Origin of the sequence: Corynebacterium ulcerans (genome assembly GCF_000767685.1) — a bacterium.
GTDB lineage: Bacteria > Actinomycetota > Actinomycetes > Mycobacteriales > Mycobacteriaceae > Corynebacterium > Corynebacterium ulcerans.
On the sequence record NZ_CP009622.1, the window covers coordinates 447,041 to 466,864 of the forward strand.

The 19,824-nt window shown below is 54.1% G+C and carries 19 protein-coding genes; 15 read left to right on the forward strand and 4 right to left on the reverse strand.

Translation table 11 applies throughout. The features are described 5' to 3' along the window. The first annotated feature begins 97 nt into the window (after window positions 1-97). Window positions 98-895: a formate/nitrite transporter family protein gene (locus tag CULFRC11_RS02100; RefSeq protein ID WP_023635125.1), complete on the forward strand. Its 798-nt coding sequence runs from the start codon at window positions 98-100 to the stop codon at window positions 893-895. Window positions 896-924: 29 nt separating this feature from the next. Here the strand turns inward: CULFRC11_RS02100 and CULFRC11_RS02105 are convergent, their stop codons facing one another. Together CULFRC11_RS02105 and CULFRC11_RS02110 are read right to left on the reverse strand one after the other, a co-directional pair. Further along, window positions 925-2,172 carry a DUF4032 domain-containing protein gene (locus CULFRC11_RS02105; RefSeq protein WP_023635126.1) on the reverse strand — a complete coding sequence of 416 codons (1,248 nt, stop codon included), beginning with the start codon at window positions 2,170-2,172 and terminating at the stop codon, window positions 925-927. A gap of 115 nt (window positions 2,173-2,287) precedes the next feature. Then, entirely contained in the window at window positions 2,288-3,424 is a 1,137-nt protein-coding gene (locus CULFRC11_RS02110) for an ABC transporter ATP-binding protein (RefSeq protein WP_014525342.1), read from the reverse strand. A 605-nt stretch (window positions 3,425-4,029) separates the two neighbouring features. Between CULFRC11_RS02110 and secY the strand changes: the two genes are divergently transcribed. From secY to CULFRC11_RS02180, 14 genes are all read left to right on the forward strand, one after another. Beyond that, a complete protein-coding gene (gene secY / locus CULFRC11_RS02115) occupies window positions 4,030-5,352 on the forward strand; it encodes a preprotein translocase subunit SecY (protein WP_013910821.1) in 1,323 nt (440 codons plus the stop codon). Beyond that, on the forward strand, window positions 5,352-5,897 hold the full coding sequence (locus CULFRC11_RS02120; RefSeq protein ID WP_013910822.1) for an adenylate kinase: 546 nt from the start codon (window positions 5,352-5,354) through the stop codon (window positions 5,895-5,897). The genes secY and CULFRC11_RS02120 overlap by 1 nt, the downstream gene beginning before the upstream one ends. A gap of 161 nt (window positions 5,898-6,058) precedes the next feature. Beyond that, the gene (gene map, locus CULFRC11_RS02125; RefSeq protein ID WP_014835938.1) at window positions 6,059-6,853 is read left to right on the forward strand and encodes a type I methionyl aminopeptidase; all 795 of its coding nucleotides are present in this window, start codon (window positions 6,059-6,061) and stop codon (window positions 6,851-6,853) included. A 384-nt stretch (window positions 6,854-7,237) separates the two neighbouring features. Next, window positions 7,238-9,304, forward strand: coding sequence for a sialidase family protein (locus CULFRC11_RS02130; protein WP_023635127.1), 2,067 nt, complete (start codon window positions 7,238-7,240; stop codon window positions 9,302-9,304). Window positions 9,305-9,471: 167 nt separating this feature from the next. After that, entirely contained in the window at window positions 9,472-10,212 is a 741-nt protein-coding gene (locus CULFRC11_RS02135) for a L,D-transpeptidase (protein WP_031270001.1), read from the forward strand. Window positions 10,213-10,549: 337 nt separating this feature from the next. After that, window positions 10,550-10,768, forward strand: a complete 219-nt coding sequence (gene infA, locus CULFRC11_RS02140; protein WP_013241245.1) for a translation initiation factor IF-1 — start codon at window positions 10,550-10,552, stop codon at window positions 10,766-10,768. A 193-nt stretch (window positions 10,769-10,961) separates the two neighbouring features. Beyond that, a complete protein-coding gene (gene rpsM / locus CULFRC11_RS02145) occupies window positions 10,962-11,330 on the forward strand; it encodes a 30S ribosomal protein S13 (RefSeq protein WP_013910826.1) in 369 nt (122 codons plus the stop codon). A 3-nt stretch (window positions 11,331-11,333) separates the two neighbouring features. Next, complete coding sequence (gene rpsK, locus CULFRC11_RS02150) at window positions 11,334-11,738, forward strand: 30S ribosomal protein S11 (RefSeq protein WP_013241247.1); 405 nt, start codon at window positions 11,334-11,336, stop codon at window positions 11,736-11,738. Between the two features lie 23 nt (window positions 11,739-11,761). Then, on the forward strand, window positions 11,762-12,367 hold the full coding sequence (rpsD, locus tag CULFRC11_RS02155) for a 30S ribosomal protein S4 (protein WP_013241248.1): 606 nt from the start codon (window positions 11,762-11,764) through the stop codon (window positions 12,365-12,367). 138 nt (window positions 12,368-12,505) lie between these two features. After that, window positions 12,506-13,522, forward strand: a complete 1,017-nt coding sequence (locus tag CULFRC11_RS02160; protein WP_013910827.1) for a DNA-directed RNA polymerase subunit alpha — start codon at window positions 12,506-12,508, stop codon at window positions 13,520-13,522. 75 nt (window positions 13,523-13,597) lie between these two features. Further along, on the forward strand, window positions 13,598-14,083 hold the full coding sequence (gene rplQ / locus CULFRC11_RS02165; protein ID WP_038620344.1) for a 50S ribosomal protein L17: 486 nt from the start codon (window positions 13,598-13,600) through the stop codon (window positions 14,081-14,083). 198 nt (window positions 14,084-14,281) lie between these two features. Further along, window positions 14,282-15,157, forward strand: a complete 876-nt coding sequence (truA, locus tag CULFRC11_RS02170; RefSeq protein ID WP_023635130.1) for a tRNA pseudouridine(38-40) synthase TruA — start codon at window positions 14,282-14,284, stop codon at window positions 15,155-15,157. Between the two features lie 59 nt (window positions 15,158-15,216). Beyond that, window positions 15,217-16,572 carry a type VII secretion protein EccB gene (gene eccB, locus CULFRC11_RS02175; protein WP_038620940.1) on the forward strand — a complete coding sequence of 452 codons (1,356 nt, stop codon included), beginning with the start codon at window positions 15,217-15,219 and terminating at the stop codon, window positions 16,570-16,572. A gap of 87 nt (window positions 16,573-16,659) precedes the next feature. Beyond that, window positions 16,660-17,082, forward strand: a complete 423-nt coding sequence (locus tag CULFRC11_RS02180; protein WP_023635131.1) for a TIGR02611 family protein — start codon at window positions 16,660-16,662, stop codon at window positions 17,080-17,082. Here the strand turns inward: CULFRC11_RS02180 and mycP are convergent. Further along, window positions 17,079-18,275, reverse strand: a complete 1,197-nt coding sequence (gene mycP, locus CULFRC11_RS02185) for a type VII secretion-associated serine protease mycosin (RefSeq protein WP_038620347.1) — start codon at window positions 18,273-18,275, stop codon at window positions 17,079-17,081. The genes CULFRC11_RS02180 and mycP overlap by 4 nt on opposite strands. A gap of 2 nt (window positions 18,276-18,277) precedes the next feature. Next, the gene (eccD, locus tag CULFRC11_RS02190; RefSeq protein ID WP_031270003.1) at window positions 18,278-19,690 is read right to left on the reverse strand and encodes a type VII secretion integral membrane protein EccD; all 1,413 of its coding nucleotides are present in this window, start codon (window positions 19,688-19,690) and stop codon (window positions 18,278-18,280) included. Between the last annotated feature and the right edge of the window lie 134 nt (window positions 19,691-19,824).

A 19,824-nucleotide genomic window follows, 5' to 3' on the forward strand; every position in this document is an offset into this window, starting at 1 on the left:
TGCTCTAACATCGATCTGTTACGTTCGCGCGAACCGAGACCACCCCTTCGCGGGGGCGCAGCGCGGACTCATCTCGATTTAGGAAAGGTCGTGCACGTTGACCGCGCCCGCATCTCTCAACGATAAAGTCTCCTCAGCAGTAGCAAAGAAAGTCGCCCTCTTTGACACCGACTTTTGGCGGTACTCTGTCCGCTGCATCTTCGCTGGTGTTTACCTCACCCTTGGAACAGCTTTCGCCGTGACTCTCGGCCAAAAGCTCGATCATATCGTTCCCGGCGTGGGCTACCCGGTCTTTGGATTGATGTTCTTTGTCGGCTTGTACACCATAGTGTTGCTCAACGCCGAGCTTGCCACCAGTAACATGATGTACCTCGGGTTTGGGGTGGTCAATAAAAAGGTGTCTTTGTCCAAGGCAACCCTCGTGCTTCTCGTCTGCACCTTTTTTAACCTTGTTGGTTCTGCGCTCGTGGCTTTTTTGCTGAGCAGAGCAGTCGCATTTTCCCACGTGGATGCAGAGAGTCTGGTCTCCACTATTACGGAAACTAAACTGGCCAAGGCATCTTTGGGACTCCTCATCGAGGGAATTCTGGCTAACGTCGTGGTCAACATGGGCATCATTGGGGTGGCCATGATGAAGGAATTTTCCGGCAAGCTTCTTACCCTGGCGGTTATCATCAGCATGTTTACCGTGATGGGGCTGGAGCACGTTATCGCAAACTTTGGTCTTGTCTCTTTGGTCGGGTTCAGCGCCGAGACACTCCCAGCTCATTTTGATGCTGCTCATATTGCCCACAACTGGGCGGTTGTCTTTGTAGGTAACCTGCTAGGCGGAGGCGTGTGTATGGGAGCCGTGTACGCCTGGCTTAACCGGGGAAACGACAAGTACCGCGATTAAAAAGCTTATCGACGACCCCCGCCACCTGCTTAATCCTCCGATAGCTCGTCGTGGGGGTCTTGGTCTAGCATCCGCTCCTCGTCTGGCCGGTGAGGCAGGATGGTTTTTGCATAGTGCGCTGCCGCAGTCTCCAGCGGCACCTCATGCCCGGCGTGCTCTGAGAGATACCATTGATGTTCGAGAACCTCATGGAATATCTGCGCGGGCTGCAGTCTCGCCGAATACTCCTGGGGGATAGCGGCAAGCGTAGGCTCAAAAATATGGGTCAACCACTCATGTGCAATTGTGCTCATGGGCCGGTGACTATCTGAATGTATTGCCCGGTAGGTCTCAATGGCGTTGAGTATGCGCCGGGCCTGGTTTTCTTGCACATCTAGGCCTGTGAGCCGCATGAGCGCACGGTGATGATGCCCTGCGTCGACCACCCGAGGCCTAATATGCACGGACTGGCCTTCATCAGAGCTCGTGAGTTTGAGCTCTCCTACATCAAAGCCCAGTGCGTTGAGCTTGTCGATGCGCTGCTGCACTTTCCAGTGCTCATCTGGCCCAATGGTTTGCTCGGCGGTCAGTTCCTCCCATAATAAGGTGTACTTTTCCACGATGCGGTTGCCTATTTCTATAGCGTCCACGTCAGGGGAGAGGAGTTTGCCGCTTTGCAGATCCATAAGCTCGCCGATGATGTTCACCCGTGCGATGTCGACGTCGTAAAGCCTGCGTTGATCGCTGAGTTTAGGCTGTAGCTCGCCGGTTTCTGCGTCGACAAGATACCCAGAAAAAGAGTCTGCGTCTCGACGAAACAGCGTATTGGAGAGGCTGACGTCACCCCAGAAGAAATTCAGTAGGTGCAGGCGGACTAAAAGCACTGCAAGGGAGTCGATAAGCCGGGTGGCGGTTTCCGAGCGCATGGACTGAGAAAAAACCGCGCGGTAGGGCAGAGAAAACTCTAGATGCTCCGTGACTAGTGCCGCTGTGAGGGGTTCCCCGGTGGCGTCGACACGCCCGGTAATGACTGCAAGAGGGCGTACCGACGGCGCCCCTAAGCGATTAAGATCCCGCAACGTTTTGTACTCATGGTAGGCAACTTTTTGCCCGATCTCTTTGATCGCAAACACTTTGCCGTCGATCCCTACAAAGCGCACCACATGGCGCGAAATTCCACGTGGGAGCGACGCCAAATACTCTTCCGGCCAGTCTTCTAACGGTAGTGACCAGGGCAGCTGCAGCAATGCTGGGGCGATCGTACCGTTAGTTATCTGCATAGAGGGGGTAGCAGGCATGAGAATTCTTTCACGGAGGATTCGAAGGGGCAAAAAGACAGGGCGAAGGCTAATTGCACGAAAGCCCACGCGGGGAAGATCCCGTGTGGGCAGCGGCGGTAAGAGCTAAACGTGCTTATTCTGGAAGTCGCACGCCCGTGGACTTGGAGAAGTTATGCTGAGCGCCCTCACGGATACGGACATGGACGATGGAACCAATAGGAGGCGCTGCATGCGGAGCGGTGCGAATGATGATCTCATCAGTGGACTCGTCATCGGGGTTAGCGTCCGTGCCAGAGCCTAGTGATCCGCCACCCTCAAGCTTGCCGTACATGTAGGCATCGGAGCCGAGCTCCTCGACCAAGTGCAGCTTTACAGGAATGGTATTCGGATCGTTTTCAGAAACAACCTCAAGCGCCTCTGGTCGGAAACCGATAATGATCTTGCCGTTATCAGACGGAGTAATGGCTGCGCGTGTTGCTGGGCTTAGCGGAACTCGCGCCTTGCCCAAGACCGCATGATCGCCTTCAACCGTGAACGTTCCCAAGTTCATGGCCGGGGAACCAATAAAGCCAGCGACAAACTCGTTCGCCGGGAAATCGTAGAGCTCACGAGGCGTTCCCACCTGCTGCAGTACACCGAACTTAAGCACCGCGATTCGGTCGCCCATGGTTAGAGCCTCGGTCTGATCGTGGGTCACATACAAGGTGGTGACACCAAGTTCGCGCTGAAGAGCAGCGATCTGGGTACGAGTCTGCACGCGAAGCTTCGCGTCCAGGTTGGAGAGAGGCTCATCCATGAGGAAGACCTCAGGCTTGCGGACGATAGCGCGGCCCATCGCCACACGCTGGCGCTGACCGCCGGAAAGTGCCTTTGGCTTGCGATCGAGATACTCGGTGAGGTCAAGGGTGCGAGCAGCCTCCTCAACGCGACGATTGATTTCTTCCTTGGGCTTCTTATCAATCTTCAGCGCAAAGCCCATGTTCTCACGGACAGTCATGTGGGGATACAGCGCATAGTTCTGGAAAACCATGGCGATGTCACGATCGCGCGGAGGCATGTCTGTTACATCACGGTCACCGATCGAAATACGGCCAGAGTTCACGTCTTCAAGGCCTGCCAACATGCGCAAAGTAGTGGATTTACCGCAGCCTGACGGTCCCACGAGGACCAGGAACTCGCCGTCCTCAATATGGAGGTCAAATTCATCGACAGCTGGCTTATTCGCGCCGGGATAAACGCGAGATGCTTTTTCAAAGGTCACTGATGCCATAGTGAGGCAACTCCATTTCTTCATCGGCAGGTACGTGCCGAACGGTCCGTAGTAAAGAATCGCGTGGAAGCGTGTATGAGGACAAAGCCCTCGGTATGAGCTATACGCAGTAATTGGGCATAGACATCGTTATTGTACGGGGAAAGTGCGTGACACGAGCGAAAAATGAAAAAACTTGAGACGTATGACTCATCTTTAGGGGGAGAAGTATCGGGTGAGCTAAGGCATGACCGCTTAGGGGATCCTAAAGCTAAAAATAACCTTAACTGTGTAGTTGGTGGGGTGCGGTGGTAGAGTAAAGCGGTCAATCATGTCCAACCTCAACTTTTGATGGAATGCGAGCTTTTTGTAAGCAGGACTGGCAGGAGAAAGGGAGAATGGCCTGTAACAGGGTTTCTTCCAAAACAGCAGTTGAAGCTAGCTTTTTCTGTGATTGAGATTTCTCTGGTCGCCTGCGGCAAAAAAGATTGCGTTATTCAACGGTTAGAGCGAACGAGTTTTATTTAAACCTTCCATCCTTTGCGATGAAGTCGGAAGCATGATCAGCGTTGCGTTGATTCATTGCTGTGGTCTCATCACGGGGGTATGCGAAGCCAGGAGGCTAAGTGTCCGCCATTTTTCAGGCATTCCGGGACGCGGATCTGCGCAAGAAGATTTTGATCACCCTTGCGCTGATCATCCTTTACCGGATTGGTGCACAAATTCCGTCACCCGGAGTAGATTACGCGTCTATCAGTGGGCGTCTTCGTGAGCTGACCTCAGACTCCTCGAGTGTCTACTCGCTCATCAACCTGTTCTCGGGTGGGGCGCTACTGCAGCTGTCGATTTTTGCCATCGGCGTGATGCCGTATATTACGGCCTCGATTATCGTGCAGCTGCTGACTGTGGTGATCCCTAAGTTTGAAGAACTGAAGAAAGAGGGGCAGTCTGGTCAAGCAAAGATGGACCAGTACACCCGCTATCTCACTTTGGGCTTAGCTCTATTGCAGTCTTCCGGCATCGTTGCTTTGGCAGACCGTAAGCAGCTTTTGGGCTCTGGCGTCCAGGTGCTGATGCCCAATGCGGGCCTGTGGACTCTCATCATGCTGGTACTTGTTATGTCTGCCGGCGCGATGCTCGTTATGTGGCTGGGTGAGATTATTACTGAGCGCGGCGTGGGCAACGGTATGTCTTTGCTCATCTTTGCCGGTATCGCTACTCGACTTCCCTCCGATGGCGCAAACATTTTGAATTCTTCCGGCGGCGTGGTCTTTGCCGTTGTATTGGTAGCCGTGATCATTCTCGTGGTCGGCGTTGTGTTTGTGGAGCAAGGTCAGCGCCGTATTCCGGTGCAGTACGCAAAGCGTATGGTGGGACGTCGTCAATACGGCGGTTCCTCTACGTACCTGCCTTTGAAGGTTAATCAGGCCGGTGTTATCCCCGTGATTTTCGCGTCCTCGCTCATCTATATGCCTGTGCTGATCACGCAGATCATCAATTCCGGCTCCCACGAGGTCTCTGATAACTGGTGGCAGCGCAATGTTATTCAGTACTTGCAGACCCCGTCTTCATGGCAGTACATCGTGCTGTACTTCGTCCTGATTATTTTCTTCTCCTACTTCTACGTTTCGGTTCAGTATGACCCGAACGAGCAGGCAGAAAACATGAAGAAGTATGGTGGATTTATCCCAGGTATTCGCCCTGGTCGCCCCACTGCTGAATACCTTGGTTTTGTTATGAACCGCCTGCTGTTCGTCGGTGCTCTCTACCTTGGTATCATTGCTGTTCTTCCTAACATCGCCCTCGATTTGGGGGTAGGGGCAAGCTCTGCAGGCTCCACACCATTTGGCGGCACAGCTATTCTGATTATGGTCTCGGTCGCACTGACTACAGTTAAGCAGATCGAATCTCAGCTTCTACAAAGTAACTACGAAGGACTCCTCAAATAATGCGTCTTGTACTCCTTGGACCTCCCGGTGCCGGCAAGGGCACTCAGGCTGCGATTCTCTCCGAAAAGCTTGGCATCCCGCACATTTCGACGGGCGACTTGTTCCGGGCCAATATTGGTGAGGGCACCCCGCTGGGGATTGAAGCCAAGCAGTACATTGATAACGGCAAGTTGGTTCCCACCGATGTCACCGCACGCATGGTGAAGTCTCGTTTGGAGGAAGAAGACGCTAAAGGTGGTTTCCTTCTTGACGGCTTCCCTCGTACCGTGGAGCAGGCAGAAATCCTCGAAGGTTTCTTGGAAGAATTTGGTACCAAGCTTGACGGCGTGATCAACTACCAGGTCTCCGAGGACGTTGTTGTGGAGCGCATGCTGGCCCGCGGACGCGCAGATGACAACGAGGAGACGATTCGTACTCGTCTGCAGGTGTACCGCGATGAAACCGCACCATTGATTGACCACTACGGCGAGCGGATTATTGCTATCACCGCTGAGGGTACCGTTGAAGATATTAATTCCCGGACCCTTGAGGCCCTAGGAAAATAAAACCTGATTGACTGCGAACCGAGCCTGACGTGTGGCTATACATCCGGTGTATAGCGTTTGTCAGTGCTCGGTTTTTGCATTTTTAATTCATAAAGTTATTCGTTCGCTGCGGCTAGAACGGAAGAATACGTCCTGATAAAGGGCATGAAAGTGATGTGATGATGGGGTTTCGATCCAAACGCAAAGTGATTCCAGCTAAAACGCCCGCGGAACTTGATGCGATGCAAGCTGCAGGTGAGATTGTGGGTAAGGCGTTGCAGGCCGTTAAAGCCGCCGCAGCTCCAGGGGTAAGTACTCTTGAGCTTGACGCGGTTGCGGAAGAGACCATTCGGTCCTACGGTGCTATCCCCACATTTAAGGGTTATGAAGGCTTCCCAGGTTCAATCTGCGCATCGGTGAATGAAGTGATCGTTCACGGAATCCCGAACGCGGAGACGATCTTGCGGGAAGGCGACCTGGTGTCTATCGACTGCGGGGCGACCTTTGAAGGATGGGTAGGGGACTCTGCCTGGTCCTTTGGCATAGGGGAGCTCGCTGCGGACGTCCAAGCGCTTAACGACGCCACCGAGTGGGTGCTTGCGGAAGGCATGAAGGCGATGGTGCCGGGGAATAGGCTTACCGACGTTTCCCATGCCTTGGAAAAAGCAACGCGCCAGGCGGAAAAACGCTTTGGTGTGAAATTGGGAATCGTTGACGGATATGGCGGACACGGCATCGGCCAGACGATGCACGAGGAGCCTTATCTGGCTAACGAGGGGAAGCCTGGTAGGGGACCGATGATCCAAGAGGGATCGGTTCTGGCGATTGAACCCATGTTGACTCTAGGGTCTGTGGATTCCCTTGTCCTCGAAGACGAGTGGACTGTGGTCACGGATGACGACTCATGGTCCTCGCATTGGGAACACACTGTGGCGGCGACGAATGAGGGCCCCCGAATTCTTACCCCCCGGAAGTAGTTACACGTTTTCTGCCTAAAAGTGGTCTAACGGTCTGTGCCTTTGTGTCGTTAGGTCACTTTTTGCGCGCTTTGTGCTGGACATAGCCATTTTTCTTGTTATAAATGCTTTATTATTTTGTGACTTCAGCGTAATGTCGTGTGTATTACCCCCATTAGTGGAGAAGGACACATTTAAAGCAAAGGTTTTTAAGCGCCCCTTTGTGGTTGCTAGTCTCCTTAGTAACGCCATCTGTATGTTCTATCACCAAATCTTTTGAATGTGATGCGTGTCCCTAATCCATTGTGAACCGTGGGGTACTTGTCGCTATAGGAGGTCGGACGTCTGATGTGTTGGCTGTCTCATTTTTGTGTGTTTCATCCATCTCAAGGAAGGAAGTTTCCAATGACGGATTCACGCCGCCGTGGAACTCGCAAAGCGCTGATAACTCTCACAGCAGCGCTTGCTCTCACTGCCCAAGGCCTTGCGGTCCCTACAACTTTTGCTGAAGAAACCCCCAGCCCTGCAACTGCGCCCCTCGATAACAATGGGCTTTTCGACGCCGCTCCACCTGCGCCCGTAGCGCGTGGCGCAGTAGGGGAGGGGCAGCTTCCTGAACCAAACGAGAATCCGGTCTTTGATGTAAAGACACTGCGAGATGTGGATCCAGCTGGTCAGCGGTGTTTCCGTATTCCTGCTATTGCTACGGCTGCTGATGGGACGCTTTTGGTGGCTTTTGATAATCGGTATGGTCCGGATGCTCAAAGCAAGACCTGGTGCAGGGATGCTCCTTACACCCCCGGGAATGCAAAATCTCCTAAAGAGCAGACAGACATTGAGATGTATCGTTCTGATGATTCTGGCGAGACCTTTAGTGGTGGGGGGTTTATTGCACGAGGTACTACAGATGAACGTGGGCTTTCGTATACGGACCCTGCCTTGGTTGTAGACCGAATTAACGGAAAAATATTTGCTTTTTTCGTCCGTGGATATGATCAGCGCTTTTTTCAAGCTGGCGCAGGGGTGAATAAAGGTGATGTCGATGCTGCCATACAACGCCGTGACGTTCAGGATACTGTGGTGATTGAATCTCAGGATAATGGTGAAACCTGGGGGAATATGCGCCTCATTAGTGATTTGACTGAAAAAATTGTAGTCAAATCGCAAGGGAAATCGGCTGTTCCTGGATACGGGCGATTTGTGACTTCGGGAAGTGGGATTCAACTCACTTATGGGGTACATGCAGGTCGTTTACTTGTCCCTATTTCGGTGAAGACGAAATATGGATCGCAAGATAGGGTAGTAAATCTTTCGATTTATTCGGATGATGGTGGAGACACCTGGGAAGTCGGTGAAGGCATCGCAGGCGATGGAACCTTCAACGGTGATGAGAGCAAGCTCGTTGAACTGTCGGACGGCCGCATCATGATGAATTCGAAGGACAATGATAAAACACGTTGGACCGCTTATTCGTCAGACCAGGGAGAAACCTGGTCTGACCCGGTACGTACTGTTGTTGCTCCGCCGCAGTTTCCTACTAAGCACAACACGGGCATTAACGTTTCTCTGATCAGGGCCTATCCTAATGCTCCCGAGGGGAGTGCTGCGGCCCGCGTGCTCTTGTATTCTGCTCCTATTGATAAACGCACGAATCATGAACATAACAAAGATGGACGCAATAACGGCTGGGTCATGGCCTCGTGTGACGATGGTAGGTCGTGGACGCATGGGCGCCAGATCGAATCTGGTCGTTTCCAATATTCGGTCATGACTCCTATGGCCGATGGAAATATCGGCATGGTTTATGAGACAGGAACATTTGATACTGGCATGACCCTCAAGTTTGCCAAGTTCAACATGGCGTGGCTGGGCGCTGATTGCTTGAGTAATAAGGCCCTGGGTATCACTGATCTGCCGGATCCCGCTTTGGCCAAGGCCATTGAAGAGGCGAAAGCTGCGACGGCTAAGGCTGAGGAGGCTACGGCGAACGTCGTAAGGCTAACAAAGGAGCTAGAGGATCTTGAGATTGATAGGGAAGAACTGCTAGAAGCTCTGGACAAGGCTAAGGCAGCGGCGCAGAAAGCCATTACTGCTGCGGAAGAGGCTAATGCCAAGGTTAAGGCCGCTGAGGAGGCTACGGCGAAAGCCGAAGAATCCGCTGCAAAGGCAGAGGATGAGGCTAAAGCCCTTGCAGAGCAATTGGCCAAGGTTGAGGAGGAATTAGCAAAATCCCAAGATCAGGCAAAGGTTCTCGCTGAGGCTAAAGAGGCTGCCGAGATTGCTCAAAAAGCAGCAGAAGAGGCGCTTAGGTTGGAGAAAGAGAAGAACAAAACAGGTAAAGACGCAGATAACACCGAAAATAAAGGTTTTTGGCAAGGTCTTTTGCAAGTCTTGCCAGGACTTGCACCCATTTTCAGTTTCTTAGCATCGCTATGGGATGGGATACAGAAATTATTTGGGGTTAAAGCCTAAAACGGCGAGAACAATGTAATCGCTAAAAAATGGGCGTGTGGAGCAGAATCTACACGCCCATTTTTGTTTATCTCTTGCTAAAAGTTGCCGAATTGTTACGTGCGACACGCCGAGTCGGGTGTGCTCAGTTTCCTAAGTTTTTGCTCAGTCGGGATATAGTGGTCAGCATGTCGTATAAGCCCCGTCATGCGAAGCAGTCCATGGCTCGTCGTCGTATTGCGGCGATGGTTGGAACTGCAGCAACTTCCGCAGCTCTTCTGGTGAGCCAGGCTGCCACTTCTTCCGCACAGGACTTCGGATCGAGCAACCTCAGTAGCTCTATTGATCAACAGTTGCAGAACCTTGGTCGTCAGACTCGTGACGGAGCTTGGGATCTGCGTAATAACTTGCGTGCGCAAGCCGATGCCGGTTCGCCTGTCGACGCCGCCACTATGGTGAAGCAATCCATTGATAATGCTGTTAACTTCGCTTTCCCTGGTCTTATCCAAGAGCGGACTGCGCCGCCAGTCGTGCCTGCTCCTGCTCCGGCGCCGGCTCCCGCCCGCCCAGCTTTTGACACCGGCTCTTGCCCAGCATTTGCCCGTGCTTGCATTGACTTGGCCGGGCAGCGTTCATGGCTCCAACAGAATGGCCAGGTCTCTTATGGTGCGGTGCCAATCTCCAGCGGACGCGTAGGCCATGAGACCCCCAAGGGTATTTTCCACGTTAATCGCAAGATTAAAGATGAAATCTCCCGAGAATTCAATAACGCTCCTATGCCATTTTCTGTGTACTTCACCAACAACGGCATTGCGTTCCATGAGGGAAGCCCACAGGTGGCCTCACACGGTTGCATTCACCTCAACCACAACGATGCTGTGACCTTCTTTAATCAACTGCAGGTTGGGGACGTCGTCTACGTGTACTAATCGCAACGTAGGTTTATGGCTTATAAGAACTGGCTGCGGCATCGTGAGAAGATGTCCGTGGCCTTTTCTTTATGGGGTAGCACCTGGGGATAGTGGGGTGAGGGTGAGGGGGTGGGCGTCGAGAAGCTAATAAGTCATAACCTGCAGCGAGCGCTGGGGCTGATAAAGAGCCTAGAAAAAACTTGGCTTTTCGGGCGGGGCGCTGTATTGTTGTTCGTTGGTGTATTGCCAAAAGGTGAAACACCTGTAATAAGCAGTGATTATGCGGCATCGTAATGATGAATCGGTTGGGATATTCAACCAAATTTTCAGTACCGATGTCAGGAATGTGGAGGCTATGGCTAAGGAAGGCGCAATCGAGGTTGAGGGTCGTATTATCGAGCCTTTGCCCAACGCAATGTTCCGCGTCGAACTCGATAACGGACACAAGGTGCTTGCTCATATCAGTGGCAAAATGCGTCAGCACTATATCCGTATCCTCCCTGAGGACCGCGTAGTCGTGGAGCTTTCTCCTTACGACTTGAACCGTGGTCGCATTGTTTACCGCTACAAATAATTCGACTCAGTCGTTTATTTCTTTTGAAGCCTCCATGCTTCACTGATGCCTCGGCATCACCCACACCTTTGGCCGCGGTGGCCAAAGCCTTGCGCATCTCATCCCATCGTCCGGCATCCGTCCGGGCAAAGTGATGTTTGGTAAGGACGAGCATGGAGAAAACCACCGTAACAACCGGAAAGGTACTGCCCTTATGGCACGTCTAGCTGGAGTTGACCTTCCGCGCAACAAGCGCATGGAGGTTGCACTCACTTACATCTACGGTATCGGCCCTGCCCGTGCCGCCCAGCTGCTCAAGGAGACCGGCATCTCCCCGGACCTGCGCACTGACAACCTCACTGATGAGCAGGTCTCTGCTCTTCGTGACGTCATTGAAGCAACTTGGAAGGTTGAGGGTGACCTCCGCCGCCAGGTTCAGGCCGACATTCGCCGCAAGATCGAAATCGGCTGCTACCAGGGTCTGCGCCACCGCCGTGGCCTGCCCGTCCGTGGCCAGCGCACCAAGACCAACGCACGTACGCGTAAGGGTCCGAAGAAGACGATCGCCGGAAAGAAGAAGTAATTCATGCCTCCTAAGACTCGCAGCACGGCTCGCCGCACTGGTCGTCGTGTAGTTAAAAAGAATGTGGCTCAGGGCCACGCATACATCAAGTCCACCTTCAACAACACCATCGTTTCCATCACGGATCCGTCCGGTGCTGTCATCGCATGGGCATCCTCCGGCCACGTCGGATTCAAGGGTTCCCGTAAGTCCACCCCGTTCGCAGCTCAGCTCGCTGCTGAGAACGCTGCTCGCAAGGCAATGGACCATGGCATGAAGAAGGTTGACGTATTCGTCAAGGGCCCAGGTTCGGGCCGCGAAACCGCTATCCGCTCTCTTCAGGCTGCCGGCCTTGAGGTGACCTCCATCTCCGACGTCACCCCTCAGCCGTTCAACGGCTGCCGCCCACCGAAGCGTCGTCGCGTTTAATAGGAAAGGAAAGGTAACTTACAATGGCTCGTTATACCGGCCCAGCAACCCGTAAGTCCCGCCGCCTCCGCGTCGACCTCGTCGGCGGAGACATGGCATTCGAGCGTCGCCCCTACCCTCCGGGACAGGCTGGCCGCGCACGCATCAAAGAGTCTGAGTACTTGCTTCAGCTGCAGGAGAAGCAGAAGGCTCGCTTCACCTACGGTGTTATGGAGAAGCAGTTCCGTCGCTACTACGCAGAGGCTAACCGTCTCCCAGGCAAGACCGGTGACAACCTGGTCATCCTGCTTGAGGCTCGTCTCGACAACGTTGTGTACCGCGCAGGTCTCGCACGCACGCGCCGCCAGGCACGTCAGCTCGTTTCCCACGGACACTTCACCGTGAACGGCAAGAAGATCAACGTTCCTTCCTACAAGGTTTCTCAGTACGACATCATCGATGTTCGCGAGAAGTCTCGTAAGATGATCTGGTTCGAAGAGGCTCAGGAGAACCTCCTCGACGCAGTTGTGCCAGCATGGCTGCAGGTCGTTCCGTCCACCCTGCGCATTCTCGTGCACCAGTTGCCAGAGCGCGCTCAGATCGACGTTCCGCTGCAAGAGCAGCTCATCGTCGAGTTCTACTCGAAGTAATTTTCTGTTCTCCTGCTTTGTGGCTTCCATACTGTGGAGGCCGCGGGGCAGGACGCGACAGGAATCTTCTTTAAGTCCTTTCATCCTTTCCGCCTATAGACGTCAAATAGCGGTCGTCACTCACAGGAGAGTTCTTAAATGCTCATTTCTCAGCGCCCCACCCTCACCGAGGAATACGTTGATTCCGCTCGTTCGCGCTTCGTTATCGAACCGCTTGAGCCGGGTTTCGGTTACACCCTTGGTAACTCGCTGCGTCGTACCCTGCTTTCGTCCATCCCGGGCGCTGCAGTGACCAGCGTGAAGATCGATGGTGTTCTTCACGAGTTCACCACGATCAACGGTGTGAAAGAAGATGTCTCTGACATCATCCTGAACATCAAGGGTCTGGTTCTGTCTTCCGACTCTGATGAGCCGGTTGTCATGTACCTCCGCAAGGAAGGCGCTGGCGTTGTATCCGCTGGCGACATTGAGCCGCCTGCCGGTGTGGAGATCCATAACCCGGATCTGCACATTGCGACGCTGAATGAGCAGGGTCGTCTTGATATCGAGATGATCGTCGAGCGCGGTCGTGGCTACGTCCCGGCTTCTCTCTACGCAGGCACCAACGAGATCGGTCGCATTCCTGTTGACCAGATCTACTCCCCGGTGCTCAAGGTGAGCTACAAGGTCGAAGCTACTCGTGTTGAGCAGCGCACCGACTTTGACAAGCTCATCATCGATGTTGAGACCAAGAACTCTATCGCTCCGAGTGACGCTCTTGCGTCTGCTGGCAAGACCCTGGTTGAGCTGTTCGGCCTCGCACGCGAGCTGAACACCGCCGCTGAGGGCATCGAGATCGGTCCTTCTCCGCAAGAGACCGAGTACATCGCTGCTTACAGCATGCCAATCGAGGACCTGAACTTCTCCGTTCGTTCCTACAACTGCCTGAAGCGTCAGGAGATCCACACCGTTGGTGAGCTCGCAGAGTGCACCGAGTCGGATTTGCTGGATATCCGTAACTTTGGTCAGAAGTCGATCAACGAAGTCAAGATCAAGCTCGCTGGCTTGGGTCTGTTCCTGAAGGACTCTCCTGAGGACTTTGATCCCACCCAACTCGAGGGCTACGACGCCGCTACCGGCGATTACGTGGACACGGATCTGGAAGATTCCGAGTAAGAAGCCCAGTAGGGGCCTGACCATTGCGGCCAAGGTCCCAAGCGCTCAATAAAACTTGTACACGAGGAGTACACAATGCCTACCCCTAAGAAGGGCGCCCGTCTCGGCGGTTCCGCAAGCCACCAGAAGCACATTCTGTCTAACCTTGCGGCACAGCTTTTCGAGCACGGCGCTATCAAGACCACCGATGCTAAGGCTAAGCTCCTGCGTCCTTACGCAGAGAAGCTGATCACCAAGGCTAAGAGCGGCTCTGTTGCGGACCGCCGCAACGTGCTCAAGCTCGTTCCGAATAAGGACGTCGTTGCATACCTGTTCAACGAGTTGGCTCCGAAGTTCGAGAACCGCGAGGGTGGCTACACCCGCATCATCAAGCTCGAGAACCGCAAGGGTGACAACGCTCCTATGAGCCAGATCTCCCTCGTTCTTGAGGAGACTGTTTCTGCAGAGGCAAGCCGCGCAACCCGCGCAGCTGCTTCCAAGGAAGCTGAGAAGGTAGAGGAGCCAGCAGTCGAGGAGACCGCTGCAGAGACCTCCACCGACGAGGCTGCAGAAGAGAAGTAGTCTTTAAGGCTTTAAAGCCTGGACATAAAACGTCCCTCATCGCTGATAAACGCAGATGAGGGACGTTTTGCTATAGGGGCAGCAGATGTGGGCGTGCCCTTTGTTAGATTAGAATGCGCTCGACCCTGTGCTTGAGAGAATGTGGGGTTGAGGTGGGCGTCGAAAAGCAACCAGTGTTGCTTCGTGGAGGAAAACAATATGGAGACCAACCAGCCAACTGTGCGTATTCGCCTCGATCTGGCTTATGATGGCACTCATTTTCATGGGTGGGCGCGTCAGGGAACCTCCCAGCTGCGCACGGTGCAACGAGTGCTTGAGGATTCGCTTGAGCTTATTCTGAGACACCCAATTGAGCTGACCGTGGCAGGCCGCACAGACGCCGGGGTTCATGCTGCGGGGCAGGTGGCACACTTTGATGTTCCGGAGGCTGCGTTGGATACTCGCAGTATCGACGGCGACCCGTGCAACCTGGTACGACGCCTGGCGCGCCTGTTGCCGGAGGACGTGCGAGTCCACGCGTGCACGCGAGCCCCGGAAGGGTTCGACGCGCGTTTTTCTGCTTTACGACGTCACTACGTCTACCGCCTGACCACCCACCCGCGAGGCGCTCTTCCTACTCGCGCAACGGACACAGCTCACTGGCCGAAACAGATCGACATGAACGCGATGCAAGCAGCCGCAGACGTCCTTATCGGTCTGCACGACTTCGCGGCCTTTTGCAAGTATCGAGAAGGCGCAACAACGATTCGTGACCTGCAAGAATTCACATGGCATGACGTCTCCACCTCACTGGAGCCACAGCTCTATGAAGCCCACGTCACGGCTGACGCCTTTTGCTGGTCCATGGTCCGGTCGCTCGTCGGCAGCTGTCTAGTCATTGGAGAGGGGAAACGGCCGGAAGGATTCGCCGATTCTTTGCTCACAGAAACCTCACGTTCCTCCCGCGTCCCCGTTGCACCAGCCAAAGGGCTAAGCCTGGTGGGCGTCGATTATCCCGCGGATAGCGAGTTGCTGGCTCGCGCAGACGTTACCCGTGCAGTGCGCACCGCTGACGATATTTCAGGGAACCGCTAAGGCATCCGCATCCGTCTAACTAGATGGCCCATTCCCAGGGGCTGTCTAGCCAATTCCCTATGCGCATGAGGACGGATGCCATGGCCGCAACAACACAAACTCCCCACGAGAACACAGCTCAACGCAGAGGTATCGCCCCTGCAACAAAGGCCCAAGTCTCAGGCCATAGGTTTCTTGTTCGGCGCATAGAGCTAGGGCTTTTGCTTGGCGACGTCCGCATGATCCATGACCCACTAGGAAGGCTGCGCCGCGCCCTGGCGTTTGGACTCAGTGCGGTTGGGCTTGTGGCACTGGGCGCAGGCGCACTAGCACTTTTTAGCCCGAACCCCGACCCCGGCGACGCACGTATCCTGTCCTCGCAACGAGGTGACCTCTTTGTACGTGTCGGAGAACAACTGCACCCGGTGACTAATCTGACATCCGCACGGCTTGCCGTGGAGGAATCGTCCACGCCGGTCAAGGTTGGTGATTCAGTACTAAGGACCAAGCGCATAGCAGCTCCCATCGGGATCGCAGACGCACCCAGCATCTTCAACGAAGCCCTCAAAGCAGAGCCTCTCTGGCAAATCTGTACCTCTACTTCTGCACCATCGGAGTTGGATTCCCCACGGACGACATTCCTTATCAACCAGGACACCGCGTTCGACCAAGCCCCAAAACTTGGGGATGACGAAGCCCTTTTAGCAACGAGTCCGGCAGGCGACGTGGTGGTCACCGCTGCAACTAGGAGGCTTCTTCCGTCAGCTGAGACTCCCGAGGGCAGGAGCATTCGGCGAAGACTCGGCATTGACTTTGCGACGCCACGGTGGAATCCAGCACCCGACGTGTTGGAGATTATCCCAGAATCACCCCAGTTCCACCTCCCCGTGGGGAATTTGGAACTTTTTGTAGCAGGCGGCGAATACTGGCTAAAGAATGACTTGGGGGTTGTACGTATTAGCCCTCTACAAAAGGATGTTCTCACAGATTTAGGTTGGGAGCTCAAGACTGTCTCACGAACAGAGATGACAGCGCGACCTGACATAGACCTTCAGGTAGCTCTGCCCGAGAAACCGTTGCGTTGGCAGGATCCTCATAAAGCAGATATCTGTGTATCGGTGTCCTTTGCCCACGATATGGAATCGCGAACATCTGTGGGGCTTACCAATTCTGCTACGGCGTCTACGACTGCGGTCGAACTTTCAGGAGAGTCTGTGGCAACGCACTTTGTGGGTACCGGAGGGACCATAGCTGTAGAAACAGGCGCAGGAGTGCATCTGATTTCGGAGCATGGCCTGCGCCATCAGTTGGCTCATAATGCGGTGTTAGAGCATTTAGGTATTCATACGATACAACGTGTGGCATGGTTTCTTCTCCGACTGCTGCCGTCCGGAACTACCTTGAGCAAGGAAGCCGCATTAACACCGCTCTACTAGTGTGTAGACTTTTCTTTCGAGTCTGAAAATTTTCGAAGGACCACATATACGTTTTATCACCATGCCCGCAAGAGGAAAGGAACGCGCATGAGCTCGATGCGTGATGCAGTTGCGGACAAGCTTGCTCACATCAATCAGCGCCATGAGAGTCTTAAACGCCATCGTTTTGGATTCCTTGTACGACCCACCGTTCTCATTCTTGGATGGTTGGTCGTTATCGTGGGGATTATTACCATTCCTTTTCCCGGGCCTGGATGGCTTACCGTGTTTGTGGGAATCGGAATTTTATCTTTGGAATTGCACTGGGCAAGCGGCCTTTTAGCATGGGGCGTGAGGCTTTATGATCGCTTCTTTTCTTGGTACCACGTGCAACCCAAAAGGACGCGTTATTCCCTAATCGCCGGCACTTTAGTGGCTGCTTGGGTCGCTGGAATCGCAATTGTTCTACTGCTATGGAAATTGGGGTTTGTACCGTTTCTAGACCCCATAGTGCGTATGCTGATCGGCTAGCTTGCCAGATACTGGTCAGATCGCGGATGCATACGCGAAAGCAACAACGCTGTGGCCGTAAGCGTTATGAGCAGTAACGCCGTCACAATAGCAACGATCATCCGCCCGTGTGCTTCATGCCGGCTCGGTTGAGACACTGTCACGAGTGATGAGTGTGGCTGTGGGGAAGCCCGTGGAAAAATCTGAGTAAGAGCTAGCTCAGGGTCGACGGCTCCGGTCATAGGATCAACACTGTGATATAGCAAAGCCCTGATCTCAGCAGCAACGGCTTGTGGATAGCGCTCCCGGAGTAACGCGGCGGTGCCGGCAACAATAGGGGCAGCAAAGCTAGTTCCCTCAAAAGGCACAACATCGCGATCTTTATGGGTCCCCTGGGATAGCCCGTCACCCTCGTGCGATAACGCTGCTGCGACGTGGCCCAAGGCGCTGAGCAACGGATGCGGAGCAGGTAAAGAATACTGCGTAGGAAGTCCATTGCTGTGTAACGCGGAAACGGCCAGCACTGTATTTAGGTGAGCTGGGTAGACATGATCGCCTGGTTCGCATGAACCAGAACCTGCATTTCCTGCGGCGGAAACCACAACGACGTTTGACCTCTCAGCGCGGTCAAGGGCTGTATGTAGCTCGGAAAGCTCTACGAGGGTTCCTTGGCGCACACATGACACTACCGAGATGTTGATCACGTGTGCACCATGGTCAATGGCTGCATGGATGCTCTGAGCCAGCGTAGAGAGATTCCCCGCAGGAGTTGTGCGAGTCGAGTATTCCTGCCACGCACTCGTTTGCTTGATAGAAATGATCTTTGCAGCAGGAGCTACCCCTACTACTCCGTCGGGGCCATCGCGTGCTGCAATAATTCCGGCGACAGTAGTGCCGTGGGCATCACAATCATGAAGGCTGCCGCGACGTGTTCCATCGTTGATAAAACTGCCTGCGTCTTCGACTAAGCCAAGTCGTGGATGAGGCGCGACACCGGTATCTATTATCGCGACTCGAATACCAGACCCAGTGGCGTGGCGGTGAGCTCGGCGAAACTTCTGAGAGACGGAGGCTTGTTTGCGGATATTTTCTGCCGACGCATGAGCTGCTTGAGCGCACGAGTGTTCTTGACCGTAAGCCAGTGGACAGAAACCGAGGCAAAGAACAATGATCACCAGAGCGAAAGCCAGGCTGGGAAACCGAAAGATGCACATAGTTATACCAGGCCCCGGATCAGGGAAAATACCCCCATGAGTTGGCACGATAACGGAAATACCGCGGCCAGGGCCAAGGCTTCGCATCTGCCGATCCATAATGCAGTAACGGGTGTGAATCGAGGCAAAAGTTTGGCCCAGAAGGAAGCAGTGAGAGCACACAACGAGACGGATAAGGGGATTATCACGAGCCATTGAACGGAAACATCAGTGGCTAGAGACAATCCGAGAATTCCGCCGAGGGAGATCATCCACAGCATCCATACCGACACACCGGTTGCATGACGATGCGAATGTGCTGCTGTACAGATAATGACGCATATACAGAGCACGAAGGCGAATCCGTTGCCGTCTGCTAGATAACCAATAATGAGCAACGACGGGGCAGCGCTTGCCGACGCCCCCACCACTATGCCCTCCAACAGCAACAGGGATTTTCTGGCTTGATGTTCTAACCATTGAGGTGAAGTCTGCGAGTCCGCGACGCTCAGATCTTCACCCGCGCTGGGAAGACGTGGGACCTCAACACCAGCTAACTTGACTGCCACAGTTGGGGCCAGGACTATCACAGTAAGTGCGCATGCAACTACTGCGCTAGCCGCGCCTAAAAACCAGTTGTGTGGTTGTGATTCCGGAAAATGGTAGAGCCAGCCCGCCGCAGCTACAGGAGAAGTCGATAGCGCAAAAGAGATGATCGCGCTGAGAGTCCGTAAGTGGTCGATCGCCTTTTCATACGAGGCTGTGATGGTGTGGGGTAGGCGTCGAGAAGCAATCAAATGTAGCGAGAGCGAACCTGCTATAAGTGCTATATCGGCTGCTAAGACCGCTGCTGCGATGTCAGATGCTCCCGCCTCTGATGCTGAGAAAGGCACAACAAAAGAACCTGCCGCGAAGGCACAAAAACCGGAGAACGCTGTTAACACCAGGGGGTTGCGGGTCCATACATACGCGAGCATTGCTAAACCACACAGGATCAACCAGCGGAATTCGGGCGGTCCGAGCGTATCTATGCGCATGATGAGAAAAGCGCAACCCATAATCCCCAAGGCCTCTGTAGCAGTAGCGATACCACGTGGAGGAAGAGAAGCTTTGCTGCTCTGCGCGAGGGTTTCTGCAGAGTCACGCACAACAGGAGCTTTCGACGCTTGGTGTGGGCGTAGAAGAACAACGGCACCGTCAGGAAGGCTCGTAGCATGAAGGGGAGCGGAGGCATCGATACGCACTCCAGAAGCCGTGATAGATTGCCACGGCGTAGTCCCCGCTTCTACTCCCGCGAGCGACAAAATATCCGGAATGACCTCTACCAACGCAGATGACCGTGGGACAGAAATATCTACGTTAACGCAGGAAACAGCTGGCGTGAGATCCCCAGGTGTTTCAATGCGGAAATGAAGCCGAATATCTTGATCTATCAAAAGAAATCCCCCCTCTTTGTTGGTACCCCCTACCAAGTACTGTCCATCCTGACTTATGATCGCTTCAGTGTCTAGCCCAAGGGGGAACTTCGGGTGGGGCCGTCAAGGGGAACCGGGGAAGTGACTTTTCCACG